The organism is Photobacterium sp. (assembly GCF_057456235.1).
Genome location: NZ_JBVCPH010000012.1, coordinates 1 through 22,806, shown reverse-complemented (window position 1 = coordinate 22,806; position 22,806 = coordinate 1). Strand labels below are relative to the sequence as shown.

16 protein-coding genes and 1 tRNA gene are annotated in these 22,806 nt (G+C 46.9%); 11 read left to right on the top strand and 6 right to left on the bottom strand.

Annotated features, from left to right (window positions below; all coding sequences use genetic code 11):
• Positions 1 to 696 precede the first annotated feature (696 nt).
• Positions 697 to 1,092 (top strand): ribonuclease E inhibitor RraB, encoded by a 396-nt coding sequence (gene rraB / locus AC2204_RS13855; protein WP_318926273.1) that lies wholly within the window; start codon positions 697 to 699, stop codon positions 1,090 to 1,092.
• 201 nt (positions 1,093 to 1,293) lie between these two features.
• Complete coding sequence (locus AC2204_RS13850; RefSeq protein ID WP_318926272.1) at positions 1,294 to 3,732, top strand: beta-mannosidase; 2,439 nt, start codon at positions 1,294 to 1,296, stop codon at positions 3,730 to 3,732.
• Positions 3,733 to 3,801: 69 nt separating this feature from the next.
• Here the strand turns inward: AC2204_RS13850 and AC2204_RS13845 are convergent, their stop codons facing one another.
• From AC2204_RS13845 to pepA, 5 genes are all read right to left on the bottom strand, one after another.
• Positions 3,802 to 4,707, bottom strand: a complete 906-nt coding sequence (locus tag AC2204_RS13845) for a bifunctional helix-turn-helix transcriptional regulator/GNAT family N-acetyltransferase (protein WP_318926271.1) — start codon at positions 4,705 to 4,707, stop codon at positions 3,802 to 3,804.
• A 93-nt stretch (positions 4,708 to 4,800) separates the two neighbouring features.
• On the bottom strand, positions 4,801 to 5,208 hold the full coding sequence (locus AC2204_RS13840) for a DUF2061 domain-containing protein (RefSeq protein WP_318926270.1): 408 nt from the start codon (positions 5,206 to 5,208) through the stop codon (positions 4,801 to 4,803).
• Positions 5,209 to 5,443: 235 nt separating this feature from the next.
• Positions 5,444 to 8,305 (bottom strand): valine--tRNA ligase, encoded by a 2,862-nt coding sequence (locus AC2204_RS13835; protein WP_318926269.1) that lies wholly within the window; start codon positions 8,303 to 8,305, stop codon positions 5,444 to 5,446.
• Between the two features lie 28 nt (positions 8,306 to 8,333).
• Positions 8,334 to 8,786 carry a DNA polymerase III subunit chi gene (locus AC2204_RS13830; protein WP_318926268.1) on the bottom strand — a complete coding sequence of 151 codons (453 nt, stop codon included), beginning with the start codon at positions 8,784 to 8,786 and terminating at the stop codon, positions 8,334 to 8,336.
• 82 nt (positions 8,787 to 8,868) lie between these two features.
• A complete protein-coding gene (gene pepA, locus AC2204_RS13825) occupies positions 8,869 to 10,377 on the bottom strand; it encodes a leucyl aminopeptidase (protein WP_318926267.1) in 1,509 nt (502 codons plus the stop codon).
• 193 nt (positions 10,378 to 10,570) lie between these two features.
• On the opposite strand from pepA, the gene lptF reads away from it, so the two are divergent.
• Positions 10,571 to 11,671: an LPS export ABC transporter permease LptF gene (lptF, locus tag AC2204_RS13820; RefSeq protein WP_318926266.1), complete on the top strand. Its 1,101-nt coding sequence runs from the start codon at positions 10,571 to 10,573 to the stop codon at positions 11,669 to 11,671.
• Positions 11,671 to 12,741: an LPS export ABC transporter permease LptG gene (gene lptG / locus AC2204_RS13815; RefSeq protein ID WP_318926265.1), complete on the top strand. Its 1,071-nt coding sequence runs from the start codon at positions 11,671 to 11,673 to the stop codon at positions 12,739 to 12,741. The genes lptF and lptG overlap by 1 nt, the downstream gene beginning before the upstream one ends.
• 60 nt (positions 12,742 to 12,801) lie before the next feature.
• Here the strand turns inward: lptG and AC2204_RS13810 are convergent, their stop codons facing one another.
• Positions 12,802 to 13,293, bottom strand: a complete 492-nt coding sequence (locus AC2204_RS13810; protein ID WP_318926264.1) for an RDD family protein — start codon at positions 13,291 to 13,293, stop codon at positions 12,802 to 12,804.
• A gap of 578 nt (positions 13,294 to 13,871) precedes the next feature.
• Here AC2204_RS13810 and AC2204_RS13805 point away from each other — a divergent pair.
• The 7 genes from AC2204_RS13805 (at position 13,872) to AC2204_RS13775 (ending at position 22,358) form a co-directional block, all read left to right on the top strand.
• A complete protein-coding gene (locus AC2204_RS13805; RefSeq protein ID WP_318926263.1) occupies positions 13,872 to 15,203 on the top strand; it encodes a PTS sugar transporter subunit IIC in 1,332 nt (443 codons plus the stop codon).
• 197 nt (positions 15,204 to 15,400) lie between these two features.
• Positions 15,401 to 16,714: a 6-phospho-beta-glucosidase gene (locus AC2204_RS13800; protein WP_318926262.1), complete on the top strand. Its 1,314-nt coding sequence runs from the start codon at positions 15,401 to 15,403 to the stop codon at positions 16,712 to 16,714.
• Positions 16,715 to 16,784: 70 nt separating this feature from the next.
• Positions 16,785 to 17,525, top strand: a complete 741-nt coding sequence (gene chbG, locus AC2204_RS13795) for a chitin disaccharide deacetylase (RefSeq protein WP_318926377.1) — start codon at positions 16,785 to 16,787, stop codon at positions 17,523 to 17,525.
• A gap of 181 nt (positions 17,526 to 17,706) precedes the next feature.
• Positions 17,707 to 18,702, top strand: coding sequence for a LacI family DNA-binding transcriptional regulator (locus tag AC2204_RS13790; protein ID WP_318926261.1), 996 nt, complete (start codon positions 17,707 to 17,709; stop codon positions 18,700 to 18,702).
• A gap of 195 nt (positions 18,703 to 18,897) precedes the next feature.
• Positions 18,898 to 18,982: transfer RNA gene (locus AC2204_RS13785), tRNA-Leu, on the top strand.
• Between the two features lie 505 nt (positions 18,983 to 19,487).
• Positions 19,488 to 20,621, top strand: coding sequence for a Glu/Leu/Phe/Val family dehydrogenase (locus tag AC2204_RS13780; protein WP_318926260.1), 1,134 nt, complete (start codon positions 19,488 to 19,490; stop codon positions 20,619 to 20,621).
• Between the two features lie 30 nt (positions 20,622 to 20,651).
• Complete coding sequence (locus AC2204_RS13775; RefSeq protein WP_318926259.1) at positions 20,652 to 22,358, top strand: AMP-binding protein; 1,707 nt, start codon at positions 20,652 to 20,654, stop codon at positions 22,356 to 22,358.
• The last annotated feature ends 448 nt before the right edge of the window (positions 22,359 to 22,806 follow it).

Sequence of the window (22,806 nt, the reverse complement as noted above, 5' to 3'; positions counted from 1 at the left end):
CAGGTTTGGAATTTGGCGTAAAAGAGTTTGCTAAGCTATAGGCCTAGTAAAAGTGTTCTTGGATGTTAAGGGGGTTAGGCTCTGCTGTACCCTATGGGCTCGGTGATGCAGCGTAGGTGCTCTGCCTTGGAATCGGCATAGAATTTATTCATGATCATATCTCTCTTAAGTTTATACTTATCGCTCAGCAGTCTTTGCCGCCGAGTCTGTTGTTGCTTTACGCCCTGATTTTAGACTGCTACTGCCTGCGTAACCTTGGGGTTGTTCACACTTTTTCAGGGCAGCGATCCCCCTGAAAAATCACTGGCCATCAGCCTTTAGGGTATTTCTCGCCAATAACTGGGTGAATATGTTTTGATGGAGCGCTGAAAAGTAATTGTTATTATGCAGCGGCAATAATGGCGATTATGACTAAGTCTTAGGCGGCGCTCGACTTATCACTCGTTAGAATACGGTTTGGCCGCGTACTTATGCGATTTTAGGTTGTAAAACCCGTATTTTGAAGTCGTGGGGAAGTGCATAAGCTGGAATATTATTCACTTAATTTATCAATGAAAAAGTGATTAAACTGAAGTGGGAATCACACCGAACTTTGACAGGGATCAATTTTTCCCGGCCATCAGACTAACATATGGTAATTACAGTCAAACCGTGCGATATTTGCGTGAAAATTTATTCCATAGGTGGAGTTACCCCATGTCTTATGCAGAACTGATTGAAGAGCAAAAGGAAGAAACCCGCGATATTATTGCAGCTTTGCTGGAAGATGGCAGCGAACCTGAAGCTCTTTATACCATTGAGCACCACTTCTCAGCGGATACCTTTGCTGAACTGGAAGCTGCAGCAGCAGAAGCATTCAAAATGGGCTTTGAAGTGCTTGAAGCTGAAGAGCTTGAGCTAGCACCTGAAGACGGTGGCGGTAAAGTAGTGTGTTTTGATGCCGTGATGGAATCTGCACTTAACGCCGAGTTAATTGATGAGCAGGCTGAAAAGCTGATTGCGCTGGCGGAAAAGCACAACATTGATTACGACGGTTGGGGCACTTACTTCGAATCTGGTGAAGATGACGAAGATGAGCCTGAAGAAGATTAAGCCTAATCGGTAATGTAAAAAGTCGGCACAGGCCGGCTTTTTTGTTTTTGCCCCAAAAGAACAGAGAAAAGTTTTAATTCGATCACAGAGATGCGATTGAAACATTTTATTGCGCTATATCTTGCGCTTATCCGCTACATCTGCTTTTTTCCCGCCTTACTATATCGCCGTTAAAATTGGTATTAATTCCCGGAGCTAGCAATGGCAATCTCACTCAATGGTCAGTGGTTACTGACCTGTGTACAGCGTTCTTCAATTTCTGATATACCTGTTTCCTTACCCGGTGATGTCCATTCAGCCCTGCTTAACGCTGGAATTATCTCTGACCCTTACTGGGCCATTAATGAAGCAAAAGTGCAGTGGGTTAGTCAGTGTGACTGGGTTGTTTACCGAAGCTTTGAGCTGACGGCTAATGAGTTAGCCTGCAATGCAATGGATTTAGTGCTGGATAACCTTGATACCGTTGCCGAAATTCGGATCAATGGCCATACCGTTGCCGATTTCAGCAATATGTTTTTACGCCATAAAGTCGATATTTTACCTTGTTTGTTAGTGGGCACTAACCGAATTGAAATTGTGCTACACCGAGCCGATTTGGCGGCTCAGTCCCGTGCTGAAAAATTACCGTTTCCAGTGCCGTGGGCCGAAGGAAATAACCAAATCCCGCACATGAATACGATCCGTAAAACCCAGTGTCATACCGGCTGGGACTGGGGGATTTGCCTGTCGGTGATGGGGGTGTACGGGGATATAGAACTGCAACCGATCCAACATGTCCGGATCAGCCATGTCAGTACCAGGCAAAATTGGCAGGACTGGCGCTGTGAGGTTGAGGTCACCGTGCACTATGAAGCCGTGGCGACTACCGGGCTGGCATCAGTCTCCGTGACTTTTGATGCGCAAACCTATCACTTAACCTTAGATCGACAATCGAAACAGGCGACAGTGCTGTTTCGGATCGATCATCCGAAACGCTGGTGGCCGGCAGGCTATGGTAAGCAGCGTTTATATGAGTTGGAAGTCATCGCTGATGGCCATCAAATCCATAAAAAAATCGGGTTACGTAAATTAGAGTTGTGTACCGACGACGATGATACCGGGCAGAGCATGGTGTTTAAGGTCAATGGTGTGCCGATCAGTGCCAAGGGAGCGAACTGGATCCCGATGGATGCTCTGCCAAGTCGGATGAACAATCAGCGTTACCGCCAGTTACTCGAAGATGCCGTTGCTGCCAATATGAATATGCTCCGGGTCTGGGGCGGAGGCATGTATGAAAAAGATATCTTCTACCAACTTTGTGACGAACTCGGGCTGCTAGTCTGGCAAGACTTGATGTTTGCGTGTGCACTTTATCCGGCCACCTCTGATTTTATTGCCGAAGTCCAAGAGGAAGTACAGTGGCAGGTAAGGCGCCTAAAAGATCATCCCTCATTGGCATTGTGGTGTGGTGATAATGAAGTGATCGGTGCGATTGGCTGGTACCCGGAATCACGCCAGAATCGTGAAAAATATGTGGTCAACTATGATCGCCTGAACCGGGCACTGGCTGAGGTCGTGAACATTGAAGATCCTGCTCGCCGTTTCTGGGCAAGCTCTCCGTGTAATGGCGAACTTGATTTCGGCGATGCCTGGCATGATGACAGCCGCGGTGATATGCATTACTGGGATGTGTGGCATTCCGGTCAAGATCTCGACACCTACCGGAAGGTTAAGCCCCGTTTCTGCTCTGAGTTTGGTTTTCAATCGTGGCCATCATTGCCGTCGGTGCGGACATTTGTACCGGAGAAAGACTGGAACATCACTTCCCCAAGTTTTGAGTCGCATCAAAAGAGTCACCGCGGTAACTCGATAATTACTGAGATGTTTACCCGGTACTTCCGTTTTCCGATCGGCTTTGCCAATATGCTGTATTTAAGTCAGGTGCAGCAGGCTCTGGCAATAAAAACGGCCAGTGAATTCTGGCGGGCACATAAGCCGGTGAACCGAGGGATTTTATACTGGCAGCTCAATGATTGCTGGCCAGTCAGTTCGTGGTCATCACTGGAATACAGCGGTCGCTGGAAACAGCTTCATTATCATGCAAGACGTTTCTTTGCGCCTCAGCTGGCGACTTTTGTCCCTAATGATAAGGGGATCGACCTTCACCTGATTAACGACAGCCGTAAGAGCGCTGAACTGAAAGGGGAAGTGGTATGGCAAAGCTGGCAGGGCGAAATTCTCTATCGGGAGCCGGTGAATACCTATCTCAAGCCGGATGAAAACGTGGTTACCTGGCAATGGCTGGCGGAAGATCTCGAGGGGCATGAAGCGGATGGATTTTTCCATGTCCATCTGACCTCTGGTCAGGAGGTGATTGAAAATACCTACTTGCCGCTAAGGCCTAAACAATGTGAGCTGGCCGAACCGGGGCTGCACTATGAAGTGGCAGAGATCGAGGGACAGCTGTTTGTGATGCTCGGATGCTGTCGGCCGGCGATTTTTGTCCATCTGGAATATGCCGGTGACGGCCGGTTTGAAGATTCCAGTTTTACTTTGGTGCCGGAATATCAAAAGCAGGTGAAATACCTGGGGCCGGCAACGTACGATGAGCTGGTAGCGGGTCTAACCATCTATCATCTTTACCAAAGCTATCAGGCGTAAAAGAGAACAGAACAAGCCCGCTAGATAGTAAGCGGGCTTATTCGGGCCTGTTAGACTCGGTGCTAACGGTTAAAAACTCTTTAGCATCCGGACTTCGCAGGCATCGTGGCCGGTATTGCCCATGGCGTGTGGAATGTGCACGAACCCCAAAGATTCGTATAACGCAATGGCTTCTATAAGGTTGGCCGTAGTTTCCAGGTAGCAGCCTTTATAACCTTGTAGTCTTGCAAATTTCAGCGCTTTAACGGCAAGGGCCCGTGCTAACCCTTTGCCGCGTAATTCGGTTAGGAAATACATTTTCTGTAGTTCACACAGATTATCTGAACCTGCCAAGGCACTTACACCGCCGCCTCCTAGAATACGGTTATCTTTTTCGATCACCCAATATTGGCTGTTCGCGGCTTTATAGACATCACTCATACTGTCTAATGTTGGATCTGCAACACCATAGCCTTCATCGGCAGTCAGCCCATATTCCGCTGACACACGCCGAACGACGGCAGCAACCGATGCATTATCAAGAGGCTGGAGAGGGCGGATCAGGTAATCGTACTGCTTCTCGACAGCCTGGATAGCTTTGGTATAGCGGGAAAGGCTTTTTTTAAGCTGCGCAATCTCATCGGTGTCCATCTGATCAAGGATGAACTGGACGTGATTGTTCAATTGTGTGTGTAGGGTACCGAGAGTCTGCTCGCCTGCTGCGGTGAGCCGGGACAATTGACTGCGTTTATCATCAGGGTTGGGGGTGGTGGTGACTAAGCCTAAGTTGAGCAGGACCGCTAAGGTACGGCTGGCATTTGATTTATCGACTTTTAATCTTTCAGCCATTTGATTCACAGTGCAGGGTGCTTGTTCTAACTCGATCAAGGTATGTGCCTGAACCGGAGTCAGCTTCCTGCTGCCACAATGGCTTTCGAATAAGCCAAGCTGACGCACGAGCTGGCGAGAGAGTTGACGTAGTTGCTGTGGTTGCATGGTGACTTCTTATTTGTTGTGGTGTGCAACTTAATTTAATTGCGATAAGCAACCATGTCAATCAATCTTTATCTTGGATCTGATACATTATTGCTAGTGATGACACTGCATCATGTCAAAAAAAGATCTATCAATCTGATGTTGCTGCTTTTTGTTCCAGGCCTTTTCGTGGAAGTAGTATGCTACCGTATTAATCGCAGGCTCGATCATTGCCATGACACTACCGATAAGAATGTCGCCAGTCAGTAGATACACCACACTGAATGCTACGCTGAAATGGACGGCTGCAAAGCTGATAGTTTTGCTAACAGGCGCGCTGTATTGCGACTGTTTTAATGATTTTGTCTGCCATGCTTTTTCATGGAAGTAGAAAGCGATGGTGTTAACCACAGGTTCAATCATAGCGATCAAACTACCGATAAGAATGTCGCCGGTTAGTAAGTAAGCAACCGTAAACGCAACGGAAAAGTGAATAGCAGCAAAACTGATTGTTTTTTTCATAATGTTTTCCTCTCTCTCAATAGCGTTATTATTGCGAATAATTATCACTAACAAAAGTCGGTTGTGATTATCGTTTTAATAGGTAAAAGCAATTGAAGTGGGGGGAGAAGAGGGATCTCGAAAAGATGAGTATGAAAAGGTCAGCTGGGTCGGATATTAAAAAGGGCTGACGATTTTTCGTCAGCCCTCCTGATGTTCTAGAAACTAGAAACTAGAAACTTGTTACTACTGGCATTTACAGCGCAGCGATAGTCGCTTTCTGCTCTTCCAGCTTAACCAGCGTTTCTTTGTAGCCGTCAAGCTTCTCGCGCTCTTTGGCAACAACGGCTTCTGGTGCTTTCGCAACAAAACCGGCATTACCTAGCTTGCCTTCGATACGCTTGATTTCGCCTTGGATCTTCGCCGATTCTTTATCTAGACGTGCTAGCTCTTCATCTTTGTCGATCAGACCCGCCATCGGGATCATCAGGGTAGATTTACCCACCAATGATGTTGCACAAGCAGGAGTCTCTTCGCCGTCGGCCAAGACTTTGATGCTGTCCAGTTTCGCCAGAGCAGCTAAGACAGTTTCATTTGCTGCAATGCGCGCGGCATCTTTCTCGTCAGCGACTTTCAGCATGACATCCAGACCTTTACTCGGCGCAATGTCGTACTCGGCGCGCAGATTTCGGATGCTGGTGATGAACGCTTTCACCCACTCAATATCAGCGACTACGTCAGCATCGAAGTTTTCTTCGTTAAACTGAGGCAGTGCCTGAGTCATGATGGTTTCACCCTCAACACCGTCGACCAGCGGCTTCACGCTCTGCCAGATAGATTCAGTGATGTATGGAAGCACCGGATGGGCAAGACGCAGAGTTTTCTCTAGCACTGTGATTAGGGTCCGGCGAGTCGCACGTTGCTGTGCTTCAGAGCCTTTCCAAAGAACCGGTTTAGTCAGCTCCAGGTACCAGTCACAGAATTGGTTCCAGATGAATTCGTACAGGGTATTCGCCGCCATATCTAAACGGTAGTTTTCGATATGGGTATTGAAGTCTTTTGCCGCTAATTCAAACTGAGACTCGATCCACTTGTCAGCCAGCGAGTACTCAAGCTCAGCACCCTCAGCCATACCGCAGTCTTGATCTTCGGTATTCATCAGTACATAACGGCTTGCGTTCCACAACTTGTTACAGAAGTTACGGTAACCTTCCAGACGCTTCATATCCCAGTTGATATCGCGACCGGTTGATGCCATTGCTGCCAGGGTGAAACGCAGTGCATCGGTGCCGTACGGTTCAATACCGTTTTCAAATGTCTTGCGGGTGTTCTTCTCGATCTTTGCGGCCAGTTTTGGCTGCATCATGTTGCCACAACGCTTTTCAACCAATTCTTCAAGGCCAATACCGTCGATCATATCGATCGGATCAAGTACGTTACCTTTAGACTTCGACATCTTATCGCCATTTTCATCGCGGATAAGGCCTGTCATATAAACGGTTTTGAACGGAACCTGTGGCTTGCCATCTTCATCTTTAATAAAGTGCATGGTCATCATGATCATGCGGGCAACCCAGAAGAAGATAATATCGAAACCTGAAACCAGTACATCTGAAGGGTGGAAGGTTTTCAGATCATCGGTATTTTCCGGCCAGCCTTGGGTGCCGAATGTCCACAGTGCAGAAGAGAACCAGGTATCGAGTACATCGTCGTCCTGGCGCAACACGACAACAGGTGCAAGGTTGTTGTTTGCACGTACTTCTTCTTCGGTACGGCCCACATAGACGTTGCCATCGTTGTCATACCAGGCCGGGATGCGGTGACCCCACCAAAGCTGACGTGAAATACACCAGTCTTGAACATCGCGCATCCAAGCAAAGTACATATTTTCGTATTGCTTCGGTACGAATTGGATATCGCCATTTTCAACCGCTTTTACCGCAGGCTCTGCCAGTGGTGCAGTACGTACGTACCATTGGTCAGTTAGCATTGGTTCAATGACCACGCCACCACGGTCACCGTAAGGGACGGTCAGGTCGTGATCTTTGACTTCTTCTAGCAGGCCGAGCTTATCAAATTCTGCCACGATCGCTTTACGTGCCGCAAAGCGTTCCATGCCATGGTATCTTTCTGGCAGCTCAGTGCTGTATACATCACTGACTTCACCGTTGGTGGTGAAAACTTCCGCGCTGTCGCGGATGTCAGCATTGAAAGTCAGGATGTTGATCATCGGCAGGCTATGACGTTTGCCAACCTCGTAATCGTTAAAGTCATGAGCAGGGGTGATCTTCACACAACCTGTGCCTTTTTCCATGTCGGCATGTTCGTCGCCCACGATAGGGATACGACGATCAACGATAGGAAGCAGGATTTCTTTACCGATCAGATCTTTGTAACGCGGATCTTCAGGGTTAACGGCCACACCGGTATCACCCAGCATGGTTTCCGGGCGCGTGGTGGCAACAACGATGTAATCTTTGCCGTCGGCAGTCTGTACGCCATCCGCCAGCGGGTAGCGGAAGTGCCACATGAAGCCTTTTTTATCTTTGTTTTCAACTTCCAGATCGGAGATCGCCGTGTGTAGCTTCGGATCCCAGTTAACCAGGCGCTTACCACGGTAGATAAGATCTTCTTCATACAGACGAACGAAGACTTCTTGGGTTGCGTTAGACAGGCCGTCATCCATTGTGAATCGTTCACGATCCCAGTCAACCGATGCACCCAGGCGGCGAAGCTGCTTGGTGATGGTGCCACCAGATTCAGCTTTCCACTCCCAGATCTTATCGATGAACGCATCACGGCCGTAGTCGTGCTTAGTCTTGCCTTCTTCGGCAGCAATCTTACGTTCCACAACCATCTGGGTTGCGATACCTGCGTGGTCAGTACCGACTTGCCATAGGGTGTTTTTGCCTTTCATACGCTCACAGCGGATCAGGGTATCCATAATGGTATCCTGGAACGCGTGGCCCATGTGCAAACTACCAGTGACGTTTGGCGGTGGGATCATAATGCTGTAAGCATCTTTAGATGTATCACCGTGAGGCTTGAAGTAACCAGCCTCTTCCCAGCGCTGATATAGCGCTTGTTCAATTGATTGTGGGTTGTATGTCTTTTCCATAGCGCTCTTAGAAGGATCGATGTGGGAATTAGGGCGTCTCAGGGGCAGCGGCGGTCTGCAATTGAATGCCAGCAAGGCGATATACCTTATAGCGTTCGCGAGCCAACTGCTTGAGCTTTTCATCGCAAGGGACGAAGTCTATCACTTGTGGGAAGGTTACGGCAAAATTTGGTGCATCTTGAGCCAAATTTATTAGCAAGCTACGGCGTCCGCTGTGACGTAAACCGGGCCAGCCAATTTCAACAGGCGAACCACCCCTTGGCCCTTCACCGATCAAATTGTGAGGGACGAAGTCATCAGGTTCCTGTTGCCATAAATACTCATCAAGCTGTTCTGCCTGTTTTTTACTTTCAGCGAGCAGATAAACTTTGTTGCCTTGCTGGTAACTCAATGCTGCCTGGTGACAAGCAAAATGAAGCTGGTAATTATTATCAGCTTCAAGGTGTTTGTCATCAATTATATAAAACGTAGCATGAGTCATGGTGTTTTATCTCAATAAAGAAAGGGGGGCCATTCGGCCCCGTTATACCCACTCAGATCATGATGCGAGTCGGTATTCTGTCTTATTCGACGTTTTCGAGGCCGGCACGATTTAACAGGAATTGGACCAGTAGTGGAACCGGGCGTCCTGTTGAACCTTTGGTTTTACCGCCAATCCACGCTGTACCTGCAATATCCAGGTGTGCCCAGTTATATTTCTTAGTGAAACGGGACAAGAAGCAGCCTGCAGTAATGGTACCGGCACCGGGGCTACCCAGGTTTGCCATGTCAGCAAATGGGCTTTCGAGTTGTTCTTGGTACTCGTCGGACATTGGCAGGCGCCATGCACGATCACCGGCTTGTTCCGACGCATTGATCAGCTCATGAGCCAACGGGTTGTGGTTACCTAGCAAGCCGCTGATGTGGTTACCCAGCGCCACAACGCAGGCTCCGGTCAGGGTCGCAACATCAATAACGCAATCTGGTTCAAAGCGCTCAACGTAAGTTAGCGCATCACACAGCACCAAACGACCTTCAGCATCGGTATTCAGTACTTCTACCGTTTTGCCCGACATCGTGGTGATAATGTCGCCCGGACGATATGCATTGCCGCCAGGCATGTTTTCACAGCCCGCCAGAATACCGACAACATTGATTGGCAGGTTCAGCTTCGCCAGTGACTTCATCGCGCCAAAGACTGATGCCGCACCGCACATGTCGTACTTCATTTCATCCATCTGAGCGGATGGTTTGATTGAAATACCACCTGAATCGAATGTCAGGCCTTTACCGACTAAGACAATCGGCTTGGCTGTTGAATCTGGGTTTCCGGTGTATTTTATGACGGACATCATGGCTTCGTTTTTCGAGCCCTGACCCACCGCCAGGTAGGATGTCATACCCAGCTCTTTCATTTCTTGCTCACCAATGATTTTGGTGGAGACAGTATCAAAATCATCGGCCAGACGGCGTGCTTGTGAAGCTAAGTAGGCCGGGTTGGCTACGTTAGGTGGCATATTACCCAAGTCTTTACTTGCTTTTACACCTGAAGCGACAGCTAAACCGTGCGAAATAGCCCGTTCGCCGAGAGACAGCTCGCGGCGAGTCGGCACATTAAAGACCAGTTTGCGCAGTGGACGGCGGGTTTCTGGTTTGTTGCTCTTAAATTGATTAAAGGTGTACAGGCTTTCTTTGGTTGTTTCTACTGCCTGGCGAACTTTCCAGTAAGTATCGCGACCTTTCACATGTAGTTCGGTCAGGAAGCATACCGCTTCCATTGAACCTGTTTCATTTAATGTACTGATGGTTTTCTTGATGATTTGCTTATATTGGCGTTCATCAAGTTCACGCTCTTTACCACACCCTACCAAGAGTACACGCTCAGATAATACGTTTGGTACATGGTGAAGCAGCAGCATCTGGCCCGGCTTACCTTCTAGGTCGCCGCGACGCAGTAATGAGCTGATATAACCATCACTGATTTTATCAAGTTGTTCCGCTATTGGAGAAAGGCGACGTGGTTCAAAGACGCCGACGACAATACAGGCACTTCGCTGTTTCTCGGGGCTGCCACTTTTTACACTGAACTCCATGCGTACTCCTACATCCTACTAAAGACAATTAATGCTAAATGTTAGATAATACCGCACTTACTTGCTGGACCGCTCTATCGGTATAAGATTAAGTGCAGGCTAACAATTAGCCGAAAGATTAAAAAATAACTGATTTACCGAAAAACTATAGTGATTCCAGTAAAAAAACAAGTTTTCTATGGGTATATAAAGCGTGATTATTGTTCGGTATTTGACACGTGAGACATTAAAAAGCCAATTTTCGGTTCTTTTTGTGCTTTTTCTTGTATTTATTAGTCAAAAATTTATTCGTATTCTGGCCTCTGCAACAGAGGGGTCAATTCCCGGTGATCTGATTTTGACATTGATGGGGCTGTATATGCCGTCAATGACATTGTTGATGCTGCCCCTCAGCCTATATATTGGCATTTTGCTGACTTTTGGCCGTTTGTATGGCGAAAGTGAAATTACCGTCATGAATGCAACGGGAATTGGCAATAAGTTTCTGATCCAGGCGGCGTTGTGGCTAGCGATGCTTACGGGCTCTGTGGCCGCTTTCAACTCCTTGTGGCTGGCTCCCTGGAGTGCCGAGCAGGAAACGCGGGTGATGGAGGCTGTGGAAGCGGACTCCGGCCTGGAGTTGTTAGTGAAAGGTCAGTTTCAGACCGCTCCTGACGGCAGGGGTGTCGTCTTTGTCAATGACATCACAGACAGTGGCTCTAAGTTGCATAAGGTCTTTGTGGCACAGCCGATTGCTCGCGACACATTACGTCCGAGTGTGATGGTGGCCGATCGTGGTTATGTCAGTGAGCTGAACGATGGTCGTCAGGTCCTGGATCTGAAAGAAGGCACCCGTTATGAAGGATTCCCGACCCGGCTTGATTATTCCATAACTGAATTTGACGAGTATCAAGCGCTGATCGGCCAGCGTGCTGTTCGCGCAAAAAATCGTGACTGGGATGCATTACCGACACTCGAACTCATCAAACATCCAGAGCTGGCGGCGAAAGCGGAGTTTCAATGGCGTGTCTCATTATTCTTGTGTATTCCTCTGCTGACCATGGTCGTTGTGCCGTTATCGGCCGTTAACCCGCGCCAGGGGCGGTTCGCTAAGCTGTTCCCTGCGATATTAATATACCTGGCATACTTTCTGGCTATTAGCGCTGCTAAATCTTCGGTCGAAGATGGCGGGTTGTCTTCATCTGTTGGTTTGTGGGCAATCAATGGCGTGATGTTATTAGTTGCGATTGCTTTAAATGCCTGGGATACCATGCCATTGAGGGTTCTGAGAGATAAACTACGGAGACGCGGTTAATGTTTAAGATTTTAGACTGGTACATTGGCCGAACGATTATTGCGACGACTGCCTTAACGTTATCTACGCTGGTGGGGCTGTCCGCCATCATCAAATATGTTGAGCAGCTTCGAAAAGTGGGTGATGGAACCTACGATTTATGGAAAGCGCTCGTGTATGTATTGCTGAGTGTGCCTCGTGACATCGAGATGTTTTTCCCGATGGCGGTATTGCTGGGAGCATTGATTGGCTTAGGCGCGCTGGCATCGAGCTCTGAGCTGGTCGTTATGCAGGCGGCAGGCTTCTCTAAACTTGATATCGGCTTGTCAGTACTGAAAACTGCAGTTCCTCTGATGCTTATCGTCATGGCGCTAGGTCAGTGGGGGGCGCCAGAAGCACAAAGATCAGCGCGCGAACTTCGTGCTTTGTGGACGTCTGGGGGGAATATGCTGTCAGTTCAGCGTGGGGTTTGGGCAAAAGATGATAACGACTTTATTTATATTGGCCGTGTCCATGAGAAGAATCATCTAGATGCCGTTAATATCTGGCAGTTTGATGAACAAGATCAGCTCAGCCAAATGGTGTTTTCACAGTCAGCCTCCTATGATAAGCAGCAAGGCTGGCAGCTTGCCGATGTGACGGTCACGGCTATTTCGGATGTTAAGCAGACCAACACCGAATATGACACCTTGGCCTGGAAAACTTCATTAACACCTGACAAGTTAGCCGTCGTCACGGTAAAACCTGAGGAGCTGTCACTTTCCGGCGTTTATGATTACGTGTCGTACCTGAAAGAGTCAAAGCAAGATGCCTCTCGTTATGAATTGGCATTCTGGCGCAAGATGCTGCAGCCGATCTCGATTGCGGTCATGATGCTGTTAGCTCTGTCATTTGTCTTCGGGCCGTTGCGTTCCGTGACAATGGGCGCACGCGTTCTGTCTGGGGTTATTTTTGGTTTTGCGTTCTATATTTCCAATGAAGTGTTTGGCCCGATGAGTCTGGTGTATCGATTACATCCTGTTATTGGCGCCTTGGGGCCAAGTATGGTCTTCCTGGTGATTACGTTTTATTTGCTGCGACGTAAGTTATAAAAAAGAAGAAGGAGCCAGATGGCTCCTTCTTCTTTTTATACCGGTTCCGCATTCTCGCGATTATTTAACGGTGGTGACAATCATTTCACTCTCGGCCATTAAGTCCTGGAATGATTGTTTTTGACTGTGAAAGGGAGCCAATAGATTACCTAACCCAAAGGCAGACGTGCCCATACGGATGAAGGCCTGAGTCACACGAATATTTGAGCCGTCTGCATTTTGGATGCGCAGCTTCCAGGCCCGCATGCCGAGTGTCTGCCCACCTTTACACCAGAAGTAAGCATAGAACCCAATCATGACGGCTGCGAGATAAGCGGGATAAATGATCCCGGCAACAGGGTGTTTACTCAGGTACGCGCTGACATCGTCGTAATCACCCAGATCGATAATACCGAAATGGAGTAAGGCCACCATAATGGCCATCGCAGCCCCACCAGCAAGCATAAGTACAGCGGCTACGACCAGAGAGTCGTAGACCCAAGCCCCCAGACGGCGAAATAGGCCCGGGTATTGTTTTGCCAGTTTAACGTCCTGTTGTTTTTTCTTGCTCATCTTTACACCAAGTAAGTTGCCAGCCCGATAAATGAAAGGTCTGTGGCGACCGTGTTTGTTCACCGATTTTTCTCGGTACCAGTGGGCAGTTTAACATTATTTTTTTAATGTGAGTATTTGGCTTGCTGCCGGCCGCCAAGAAGCCTGAAAACGTACATTGTTACCATGTCAATAATGTGCGTTATGACGTCAAGATGAAAACATTCAGGGAGGCTTTGTTGTTCTGCTCGCCTTATTAACGCAACTGTCAGTTTGGGTTTTTATATTCACAAAACCGTTAAAGTTAGCTGTGTTGTAGTGTTTGCTTATTAACTTGAGATCTTGTTCACGGTAAGCACAACCGGTTGCGCTTTTTTGATTTTTTGTTTTGTTACTATTTTAACGGCGTTATAAGCTGTGACTAAATAAACGATGATAGTGATAGTAAGTGTTGGGGTAATTACCGTTAATTATTTGATGTTGAGTTAATGGTTAATTAGCCAGTGTCTGTTTGGTTAATACTTTCGGTGAATAATATTGTTTATCTCTACATGATTTTGTGAATGTGATGTTTTATATTAAATAAAAGGATTCGTTCTATGAAGCTCTATGACACGATAATTAATATCGTTGAAAGGAATATTGCACCGCTCGCAGTAAAAGTTGGCAATCAGAAGCATGTTCGTGCAATGCGTGATGGTTTTATTATCGCGATGCCATTTATTATTGTTGGTAGTTTTGCCTTGGTGTTAGCTTTTCCACCATTTGCTGAAGATACAGAAAATGCCTTCGGTCGGGCTTGGCTTGATTTTGCGTCGGCTAACTTTGACAACATTATGATGCCCTTTCAAATGACGATGGGCTTAATGGCCATCTTTGTGTCACTGGGAATTGGATATAGCTTGGCGCGTGCTTATAAAATGGATGGAATTACCAGTGCCTCGCTATCGTTAATGTCTTTTTTAGTCGCATCGGCACCGGCAACAAATGATACGTTATCAATGGGGCACATGTCTGGCACCGGTATTTTTACTGCCGTTATCAGTGCATTCTTTTCTGTTGAGCTGATCCGTATTTTGAAAAAGTACAATATTACCATCAGGCTGCCTGAGCAAGTGCCTCCAGCTATTGCCCGTTCTTTTGAAATGCTCATTCCCGTGGTTGTGGTATTCCTGACCATTTTCCCCTTGAGTCTCTTTGTACAGGCTCAATACGATATGTTGATCCCAGACTTGGTGCTGGAGATGTTCAGGCCTTTGGTCAGCGCATCCAATACATTGCCAGCCATCATTGGTGCGTTGTTAGTGTGTCAACTGTTGTGGTTTGCCGGTATCCATGGCGCAGCCATCGTAGTTGGTCTGCTTTCACCTATTTTCTTAACTAATATCGGAGCAAATCAGGCCGCGTATTTAGCGGGTGAGCCTATCCCCAATGTCTTTACTCAGCCTTTCTGGGACTTCTATATCTTTATCGGTGGTTCGGGGGCAACGTTGGCGCTAGTGATCCTGATGATGTTCAGCCGTTCGATTCACCTGCGCAGTCTTGGCCGTATGAGTATTGTGCCCGGTTTCTTTCAGATCAATGAACCGGTCATTTTCGGTAGCCCACTCGTATTAAACCCGACCATGTTTATCCCGTTTGTTTTTGCACCTGTTTTAAATGCAGTTGTTGCTTATACCGCGGTACATACAGGATTAGTCGGTATGGGCGTCTCACAGACAGCCTGGACTGCACCAGCCCTTCTTGGTGCTTCTTGGGGATCAGGTTGGACGCTGTCTCCGGTCTTACTTGTTATCGGATTACTCGTGATGGATTTATTTATCTACCTGCCTTTCTTCAAAATGTTTGAGAAGCAGCTGTTAGAGGAAGAAGGTAAATCGGCGCGCAAAGAACAAGGATCTGAAGAGGCACCTGCCTCCGCAACAGCATAAAAATAATCAGCGGGTTATAGCGTTTTGCTATAACCCGGATTCAGCTTATTGAAGCTGAATAATGAAAAGGTAAGGTGCAGAAGACACCGGAAATGGCTTATACGCAAAAGCACTTGCTGACATCCACTGGTGTCTATGAGTTCGCAACAGAAATGATTGCTCTGCATTACAAAGGAAATCAGTAAAAGGATTGGATTATGACTAAATTACCATTAAAACTGGCCATTATCGGGGGAGGAAGTAGCTACACTCCCGAGCTGGTGGAAGGTGTATTGAAAAGACTGGACCGCTTGCCTGTAAAAGAGATCCATTTTGTTGATATCGAACCGGGCCAGAAAAAGCTGGATATTATCGAAGCGTTGGCACGGCGTATGGTTGAAAAGGTTGGCGCCGACATTACCATTAAGGCGTCGTTAGATCGTCGCGCAGCGATAAAAGATGCTGATTTTGTGATGACTCAGTTCCGTGTTGGCGGATTGCAGGCTCGTGCCAATGATGAGCGTATTCCACTCAAGTATGATGTGATAGGCCAAGAGACTACAGGCCCTGGCGGTTTTGCAAAAGCACTTCGTACGATCCCGGTGATCCTTGATATCTGTAAAGATATTGAAGAGCTTGCACCGAATGCTTGGCTGCTTAATTTTACCAATCCGGCCGGCCTGGTGACAGAGGCGGTACAGAAATACACCAAGGTTAAAGCCATTGGTCTGTGTAATGTGCCAGTTTCAATGAAGATGATGATTGCTGAGATGATGAATTGCTCACCGGATGATTTATCTTTGGAATGTGCAGGATTGAATCATTTGGTGTGGGCTCATCGAGTCTGGCTCGATGGCAAGGATATTACAGCGGAAGTGCTCGAAAAAGTGGGAGATGGGGCAAACTTCAGCATGAAAAATATCTTTGAAGAGCCGTGGGATCCTGCTTTCTTGAAAGCCTTAGGTGCAATTCCGTGCCCATATCATCGCTACTTTTATCAAACTGACGCCATGCTCGCAGAAGAAAAGGAAGCCTCACAAAGCGAAGGAACGCGAGCAGAACAGGTCATGGAAACGGAACGTGAGCTGTTTGATCTCTATCAGAATCCTAATCTTGACCGGAAGCCTGAGCAACTTGAGAAGCGCGGCGGTGCCTATTACTCGGATGCGTCACTCAACTTGGTTGATGCCATCTACAACAACCTTAATACGGTTAATGTGGTGAATGTGCGCAATAACGGCACCATTGCAAGTTTGCCTGACGATGTAGTGATTGAGTGTAGCGCTGTCATCGGTAGCTGGGGCGCACGGCCTTTAGCTGTCGGACACTTAAGTCCAGAGGTGAGTGGTTTGATTCACCAGGTCAAGGCATACGAACAGCTGACGGTTGAGGCTGCAGTGCATGGTGATTATGACAAAGGCTTAATGGCGTTGGCGAATAATCCTCTGGTGCCCGATATTAAACGAGCTAAAGCCATATTGGATGACATATTGCGAATCAACCGTGACTACTTGCCGCAGTTCAATGGATAAAAACTAATTTGAATTGAATTGGAAATACTGGACGGCAAGGAAGCCGCTTTTGATAGGTTTAGGTGATGCTATGCATGTGATTTTTAATGCGGATGATTTTGGTTTGACTCCGGGGGTTAATTTGGGGATCGTCGCTGCCAGTCAGTCAGGGGTGGTACGTTCAACCACTCTCATGGTCGGCATGGCGGCTGATAAACATGCCATAGATCTGGCCTCTTCTGCGACGTCACTGAAACTGGGTTTGCATTTGCGATTTACAGCAGGAGCACCGCTCACTGCTGCCCACTCTTTGACATGCGACAGTGGCCAATTTTTTGTTAGAGAAAATTTTTGGCAGAGGAAGGATTTTTCTGAACAGCAGATTGCTGATGAAGCCACCGCGCAAGTTGAGCATTTTCTTGCTTCAGGGCTAAGCTTAAGTCACATTGATAGTCATCACCATGCCCATACTCATCCTCAGATTTTACCTGTAATACAAGAGCTGGCTCATTTTTATAAAGTGCCATTAAGAGAATGCGGTGGATATGGTGCCACATCGAGTAATTGTCGATATATATTCAGTAATGAGTTTTATGGTGATGATATTAGTGTCAATAAACTCTTAGGGATTATAAAAAAGCATAAAAATCGCTGTGATGTATTAGAAGTCATGTGCCATCCTGCTTTCATTGATCAGCCTTTATTAGATGCGAGTACTTATAATGTAATACGAGCAAAAGAATTGGCTGTTTTAACGGATGAAAACTTGCAAGAAGCCTTAGGAAGACAAGGTGTTGAAGTTTGCGACTTCTCTATATTATCTAATACGTGACGGTGTTTAAAAAATCAAATATCACAAACGACATAATGCAACGGTGTTCTCTACGCGACCACTCACGATTGAGCGTCTTTCTGGCAAACCATGGTGTTGATTCAACATTACGCCGTCGAGGGCTGGCTAAGTAGCTGTTATAATCCTCTTAATTAATCATCATAAGTAAGACGCAAAGGTTATGGCAAGAATCAAAGACGTTGCTCTTTTAGCTGGCGTTAACCGTTCGACAGTATCAAGAATTATTAATGGTGAAGGTAAATTCAGAGCAGATACCAAAAGAAAAGTCGAACAAGCAATGGCTGAGCTTAATTACCGTCCCAGTGCTATAGCGCGTTCTCTCGCAACGGCTTCATCTAATATGATTGGTTTGTTGGTCACTAATTACACGGGTGGTTTTTTCGGTGAAATGATGGATCAAGTTCAGTCTGAACTTGATTTGCATAAGAAGTTTCTGATTACCGCACAGGGACGCCACAGTGCTGACGGTGAACGTGAAGCTATTTGCCGATTTCATGATCTTCGTTGTGATGGGTATGTGCTTAACAGTCGCTATCTTAGTGATGATGAATTGCGACAACTGGCTCTGGAACCGCCCCCTTTTGTTTTGTTAGATCGTTTTGTTGAAGGCTTGGAATCCCGATGTATTACGTTTGAACATACACTTGCCGGGCATATGGCCGTCAGTCATCTGATCAAATTAGGACATAGAAAAATTGGGTGTATATCGGGTCCACTCAGTCGTACCAATAGCAGACAGCGTTACCAAGGGTATATCAATGCACTGAAAGACGCAGATATGGCCATTGAACCGACCTTGAGTATTGAAGGTAACTATGGACGGGAAAGCGGCTACCTTGCGGCACAGAAACTTTATCAAGATCATCCGGATATGACGGCATTGTTTTCTTGTAATGAGGAGATGATAGGGGGGGCTTTACAGTTTTTCCATGAACATAATATCGAAGTACCAACGCAGATATCACTCATTAGCTTTGATAGTGTCGATCTTTGTGCAAGTTTTTATCCAACAGTATCAGCGGTGCACTTTCCCATCAGCGATATGGCTCGCGTCGCCGTTGAAGTGCTGAAAAACCAAATAAAACAAGAGAGCATTAGCGTTAATCGTCATTTTGAGCCAGAGTTGCGGATCCGCAAAGGCGAAAGAGTTATTTAGTCCGCGTACTGGTTTACTAGGACATTTGTTGCAGCGTTGACGTAAGGGTAACGACATACGGTGGCGACTTGAACGATGAAAACGGGATATGGGTGAGCGATAAGTTATCACCTTGATTGAAAATTCAGCGAGAGACGGTTTCGGTGAAAGAAATGCTTGCGCATCAATCTTGTATACGTATAATGAGCCGCATCTGCCCGAGTGGTGAAATTGGTATACACGACGGATTCAAAATCCGTTGCTTTCGAGCGTGACGGTTCAAGTCCGTCCTCGGGCACCAGATAAAATGATAAAGCCTCGACTATTTGTCGGGGCTTTGTTGTTTCTAGCATGATCAAAATCTTAGGTTCGCTTTTCTTCTTGTCATCAAACAGTGAAAAGCGAGTTTAGGCCCCCCCCCGTTATCATTTCCGAAAAGTTTGCCATGGTCCATCAAGTGCAGAATCTGTGCGCAGGGTAATCTGCCAAAAGCAGCAATAATAATGCATTTGGATTAGATAGGGGGCGGCGTATCAGTCATCAAAAAATTGGATCTTGATTTTACTATTACCTGTGTATTTTCGGCACGATTTTGTGGTGTTTGGTTGTTGATTATCACAAAGCTGAGGCTTTATCGTATTCGGGGCGATTAAGCGGGCTTTTGTTTTAGGGTGAGAGGCATGTTGAGGGCTTTGCTTGACTGATTTTTCACTTTAACACCATGGAGTGCCAGTTATTCTCGCCATTTTTGGCTAATAGTGACTATGGTTTATATACAACAAATAGTCATTGGCGGAAGAAATAATATGGACGAGATATTTCAATATTCCGATGAACTCGGACCATTTAAAATCATTCATTTGCATGAACCCTCAGTGAACTTAAAAGCGGTGCTGGTGGTAGATAATGTGGCGATGGGGCCGTCTATTGGTGGTATTCGTATGGCACCAGATGTCACAACGGAGGAGTGTGTCAGGCTTGCTCGGGCTATGACATTTAAAAATGCCGCTGCGGGACTGCCTCATGGCGGAGGGAAAGCGGTGATATGTGCCGATCCCAAAATGCCTAAGGCGGATAAGGAAAAGTTAATCCGTGCTTTTGCCCAGGGATTACGTAATGAGGAGACCTATATTTTCGCACCGGATATGGGAGTTGACGAAGAGTGCATGGCCTGGATTCGGGATGAAGTTGGCCGGGTGGTCGGGCTACCTCATGTATTCGGGGGGATCCCCCTCGACAAACTGGGGGCGACTGGCTGGGGATTAACTCAAGTTGTTGATGTTGTAGCGAAAGAGTGCGGCTTTAAGGTGAAGGGATCGCGATTTGTCGTGCAGGGTTTTGGCGCGGTGGGTAAGCATGTGAGTCGGTTCCTTGTTGATAAGGGGGCGTTGTTGGTGGGGGTGTCTGATTCCCGTGGCGCAATCTGTAATCAAAACGGCCTGGATGTAGAGCAACTGTTAACCCTGAAAACCGAAGGTAAATCTGTTACTGACTACAATGACGCGACCCAAATCACGGGGGAAGATCTGGTTGGTCTTGAATGTGATGTGTGGATCCCGGCTGCCAGGCCGGATGTGATCCATACAGGTAATGTTCACCATATGAACACCAAGGTCATGGTGCAGGGCGCCAATATTCCTTGTACGGCAGAAGCTGAAAAATATCTCCATCAGCATGGCGTGTTATGTATTCCTGATTTTATCGCCAATGCGGGCGGGGTGATCTGCGCAGCAATGGAATACCGTGGTGCAACTCAGGCGGCAGCTTTTCAAGCAATCGAAGAAAAAGTGCGTCGCAATACCGAGCAGGTGCTCAAGCGGGTCAATGAGCAATCGATGCTGCCTCGCGATGCTGCCATAGCCTTGGCCAAAAAACGGTTAGATAAAGCGATGTCTTACCGTCGCTATTCGCTGTTTTCGACGGCCCCTCATTTTCTTTGAACCTTCATATGCAGACATGAGGTAAACATTATGAAAATGGCGCCAAAAAGTTATTTTCATCGTGGTGGCACCCAATCGTTGCTCGGTAATACCATTCCTGAGCATTTTATCAATATCGTACAACAGTATCCTGAACGGGAAGCCGTCGTATCATTAGCCCAAAACCAGCGATTAACGTATAAAACATTATCCGCCGAGATCGATTTGCTGGCTAAAGGCCTGGTAGGTTGCGGTTTTCACAAAGGCGATCGGATTGGTGTCTGGTCTACTGATAATCTTGAGTGGTTACTGTTGCAAATGGCAACGGCCCGTCTCGGCATGGTCTTAGTCAACATCAATCCGGCTTATCGGAAAAAGGAATTGGCTTACGCGTTGCAATGCTCCGAAGTGCAGGGGGTGTTTGTGATCCCTACCTTTCGCGATAGTGACTACCTATCAATGTTACTGGAGCTTATTCCTGAGCTGAAAACACCATCGCCTCAGTTAAATTGCAAGGCATTTCCGCACCTGCGTGCGGTCATTGTTTTTGATCCCGATAACCCGCAACAGACTGTGCGTCCGGCAGCTGGGTTTAAAATCTGGCCGGAGGTTTTGGCTAGCGGTCGAATGACGTCGGATAATGACCTTGACAGCATTACTCAAAGTCTGGACCGTGATGATCCGATCAACATTCAATATACTTCAGGTACTACCGGCTTTCCGAAAGCTGTGATATTGAGTCATCACAACATTCTCAACAATGCGTATTTTTCCGCGAAAGCCATGCACTTTAGCGAACAGGACAAGTTATGTGTACCGGTGCCTTTTTATCATTGCTTCGGCATGGTTCTGGCAAATCTGTTATGTTTTTCGGTTGGAGCTTGCATTGTTATTCCCTCTGAGCACTTTGAGCCCACGGCGGTATTGCATGCTATTGATAGTGAGAAATGCACGGCGGTACATGGGGTGCCGACCATGTTTATTGCCGAATTAGAACACGCTGATTTTGACCGCTATGATATGAGTAGCTTGCGTACCGGGATCATGGCAGGGGCGCCTTGTCCGCCGCCTCTCATGGTACGGGTAATGGAAGATATGCATTGCCGTGAAATACTGATTGGTTATGGTGAAACCGAAGCATCGCCACTAACCCATTTAACCTCGCGTGATGACAGTCTTGAGCGACGGACAGAAACGGTCGGTAAAAACTTACCCCATCAGGAAGTGAAGGTAGTGAGTATTCAAAGCGGAGAAACCGTGCCGTTAGGTGAGATTGGTGAGATTTGTTTCCGCGGATATCACTTAATGCAAGGTTACTATGGCAATACGAAAGGTACTAAAGAAGCAATAGACGAGCATGGTTGGTTACATTCCGGCGATCTGGGAACAATGGATGATGAAGGTTATGTCAAAATTACCGGGCGAATAAAAGAGATGATTATTCGTGGCGGTGAAAATATCTACCCCAGAGAAATCGAAGAGTTTTTATTTTCTCACCCTAAGATCCAGCAGGTTGCGGTCTTTGGTATTCCGGATGAGTATTATGGTGAACAACTGGTGGCTTGGATCCAGTTGCATGCCGGTGAAACGGTTACTGAAGACGACATCCGAGAATATTGCCAAGGGCAAATAACGCACTTCAAGATCCCCAAGTACATTCGATTTGTTGATACGTTTCCGATGACCGTGACAGGTAAATTGCAAAAATTCCGAATGAAGGAGCTGGAATTGGCACAATTACACTCAGAGCAAGGTTGAGGTTGATTGAGTCATACATATTAATGATTTGGTCAATCGATAAAAACAGCCAGGGCGTATCTTTTATGAGCGCCTTTGATCAGGTTGATTGTTATTTGTTCGTACGGGCAGTTTATTTGAATTTTCTTCTAAATACCTATTGCCAATACGATCAATGTCTCTATAATGCCGCCTCACTGACACGGAGCACGGCGCTTAGCCAGCAACCTAGTCAGTATGTTCTTTAACAATTTGACCATGCAATCTGTGTGGGCACTCGTGAAAAGGTTAAGTCGAAAGATTTATCAATGAACTGAGTGACCGAACAGTATGATTCCTGCAGAGGAATGATATTGGCACAGGCAATTTATGCTTCAACTTCGGTTGAAACAAGAGAATCAGTAAAAATCCTTGAGCCGTATCGAAGGATACAACAAAACTGTGATGGAAGTGTTTGAGCGTGGCTCAG

Coding starts and splice junctions, on each gene's coding strand:
- rraB (WP_318926273.1), top strand. CDS start 697: ATGTCTTATGCAGAACTGATTGAAGAGCAAAAGGAAGAAACCCGCGAT.
- AC2204_RS13850 (WP_318926272.1), top strand. CDS start 1,294: ATGGCAATCTCACTCAATGGTCAGTGGTTACTGACCTGTGTACAGCGT.
- AC2204_RS13845 (WP_318926271.1), bottom strand. CDS start 4,707: ATGCAACCACAGCAACTACGTCAACTCTCTCGCCAGCTCGTGCGTCAG.
- AC2204_RS13840 (WP_318926270.1), bottom strand. CDS start 5,208: ATGAAAAAAACAATCAGTTTTGCTGCTATTCACTTTTCCGTTGCGTTT.
- AC2204_RS13835 (WP_318926269.1), bottom strand. CDS start 8,305: ATGGAAAAGACATACAACCCACAATCAATTGAACAAGCGCTATATCAG.
- AC2204_RS13830 (WP_318926268.1), bottom strand. CDS start 8,786: ATGACTCATGCTACGTTTTATATAATTGATGACAAACACCTTGAAGCT.
- pepA (WP_318926267.1), bottom strand. CDS start 10,377: ATGGAGTTCAGTGTAAAAAGTGGCAGCCCCGAGAAACAGCGAAGTGCC.
- lptG (WP_318926265.1), top strand. CDS start 11,671: ATGTTTAAGATTTTAGACTGGTACATTGGCCGAACGATTATTGCGACG.
- AC2204_RS13810 (WP_318926264.1), bottom strand. CDS start 13,293: ATGAGCAAGAAAAAACAACAGGACGTTAAACTGGCAAAACAATACCCG.
- AC2204_RS13805 (WP_318926263.1), top strand. CDS start 13,872: ATGAAGCTCTATGACACGATAATTAATATCGTTGAAAGGAATATTGCA.
- AC2204_RS13800 (WP_318926262.1), top strand. CDS start 15,401: ATGACTAAATTACCATTAAAACTGGCCATTATCGGGGGAGGAAGTAGC.
- chbG (WP_318926377.1), top strand. CDS start 16,785: ATGCATGTGATTTTTAATGCGGATGATTTTGGTTTGACTCCGGGGGTT.
- AC2204_RS13790 (WP_318926261.1), top strand. CDS start 17,707: ATGGCAAGAATCAAAGACGTTGCTCTTTTAGCTGGCGTTAACCGTTCG.
- AC2204_RS13780 (WP_318926260.1), top strand. CDS start 19,488: ATGGACGAGATATTTCAATATTCCGATGAACTCGGACCATTTAAAATC.
- AC2204_RS13775 (WP_318926259.1), top strand. CDS start 20,652: ATGAAAATGGCGCCAAAAAGTTATTTTCATCGTGGTGGCACCCAATCG.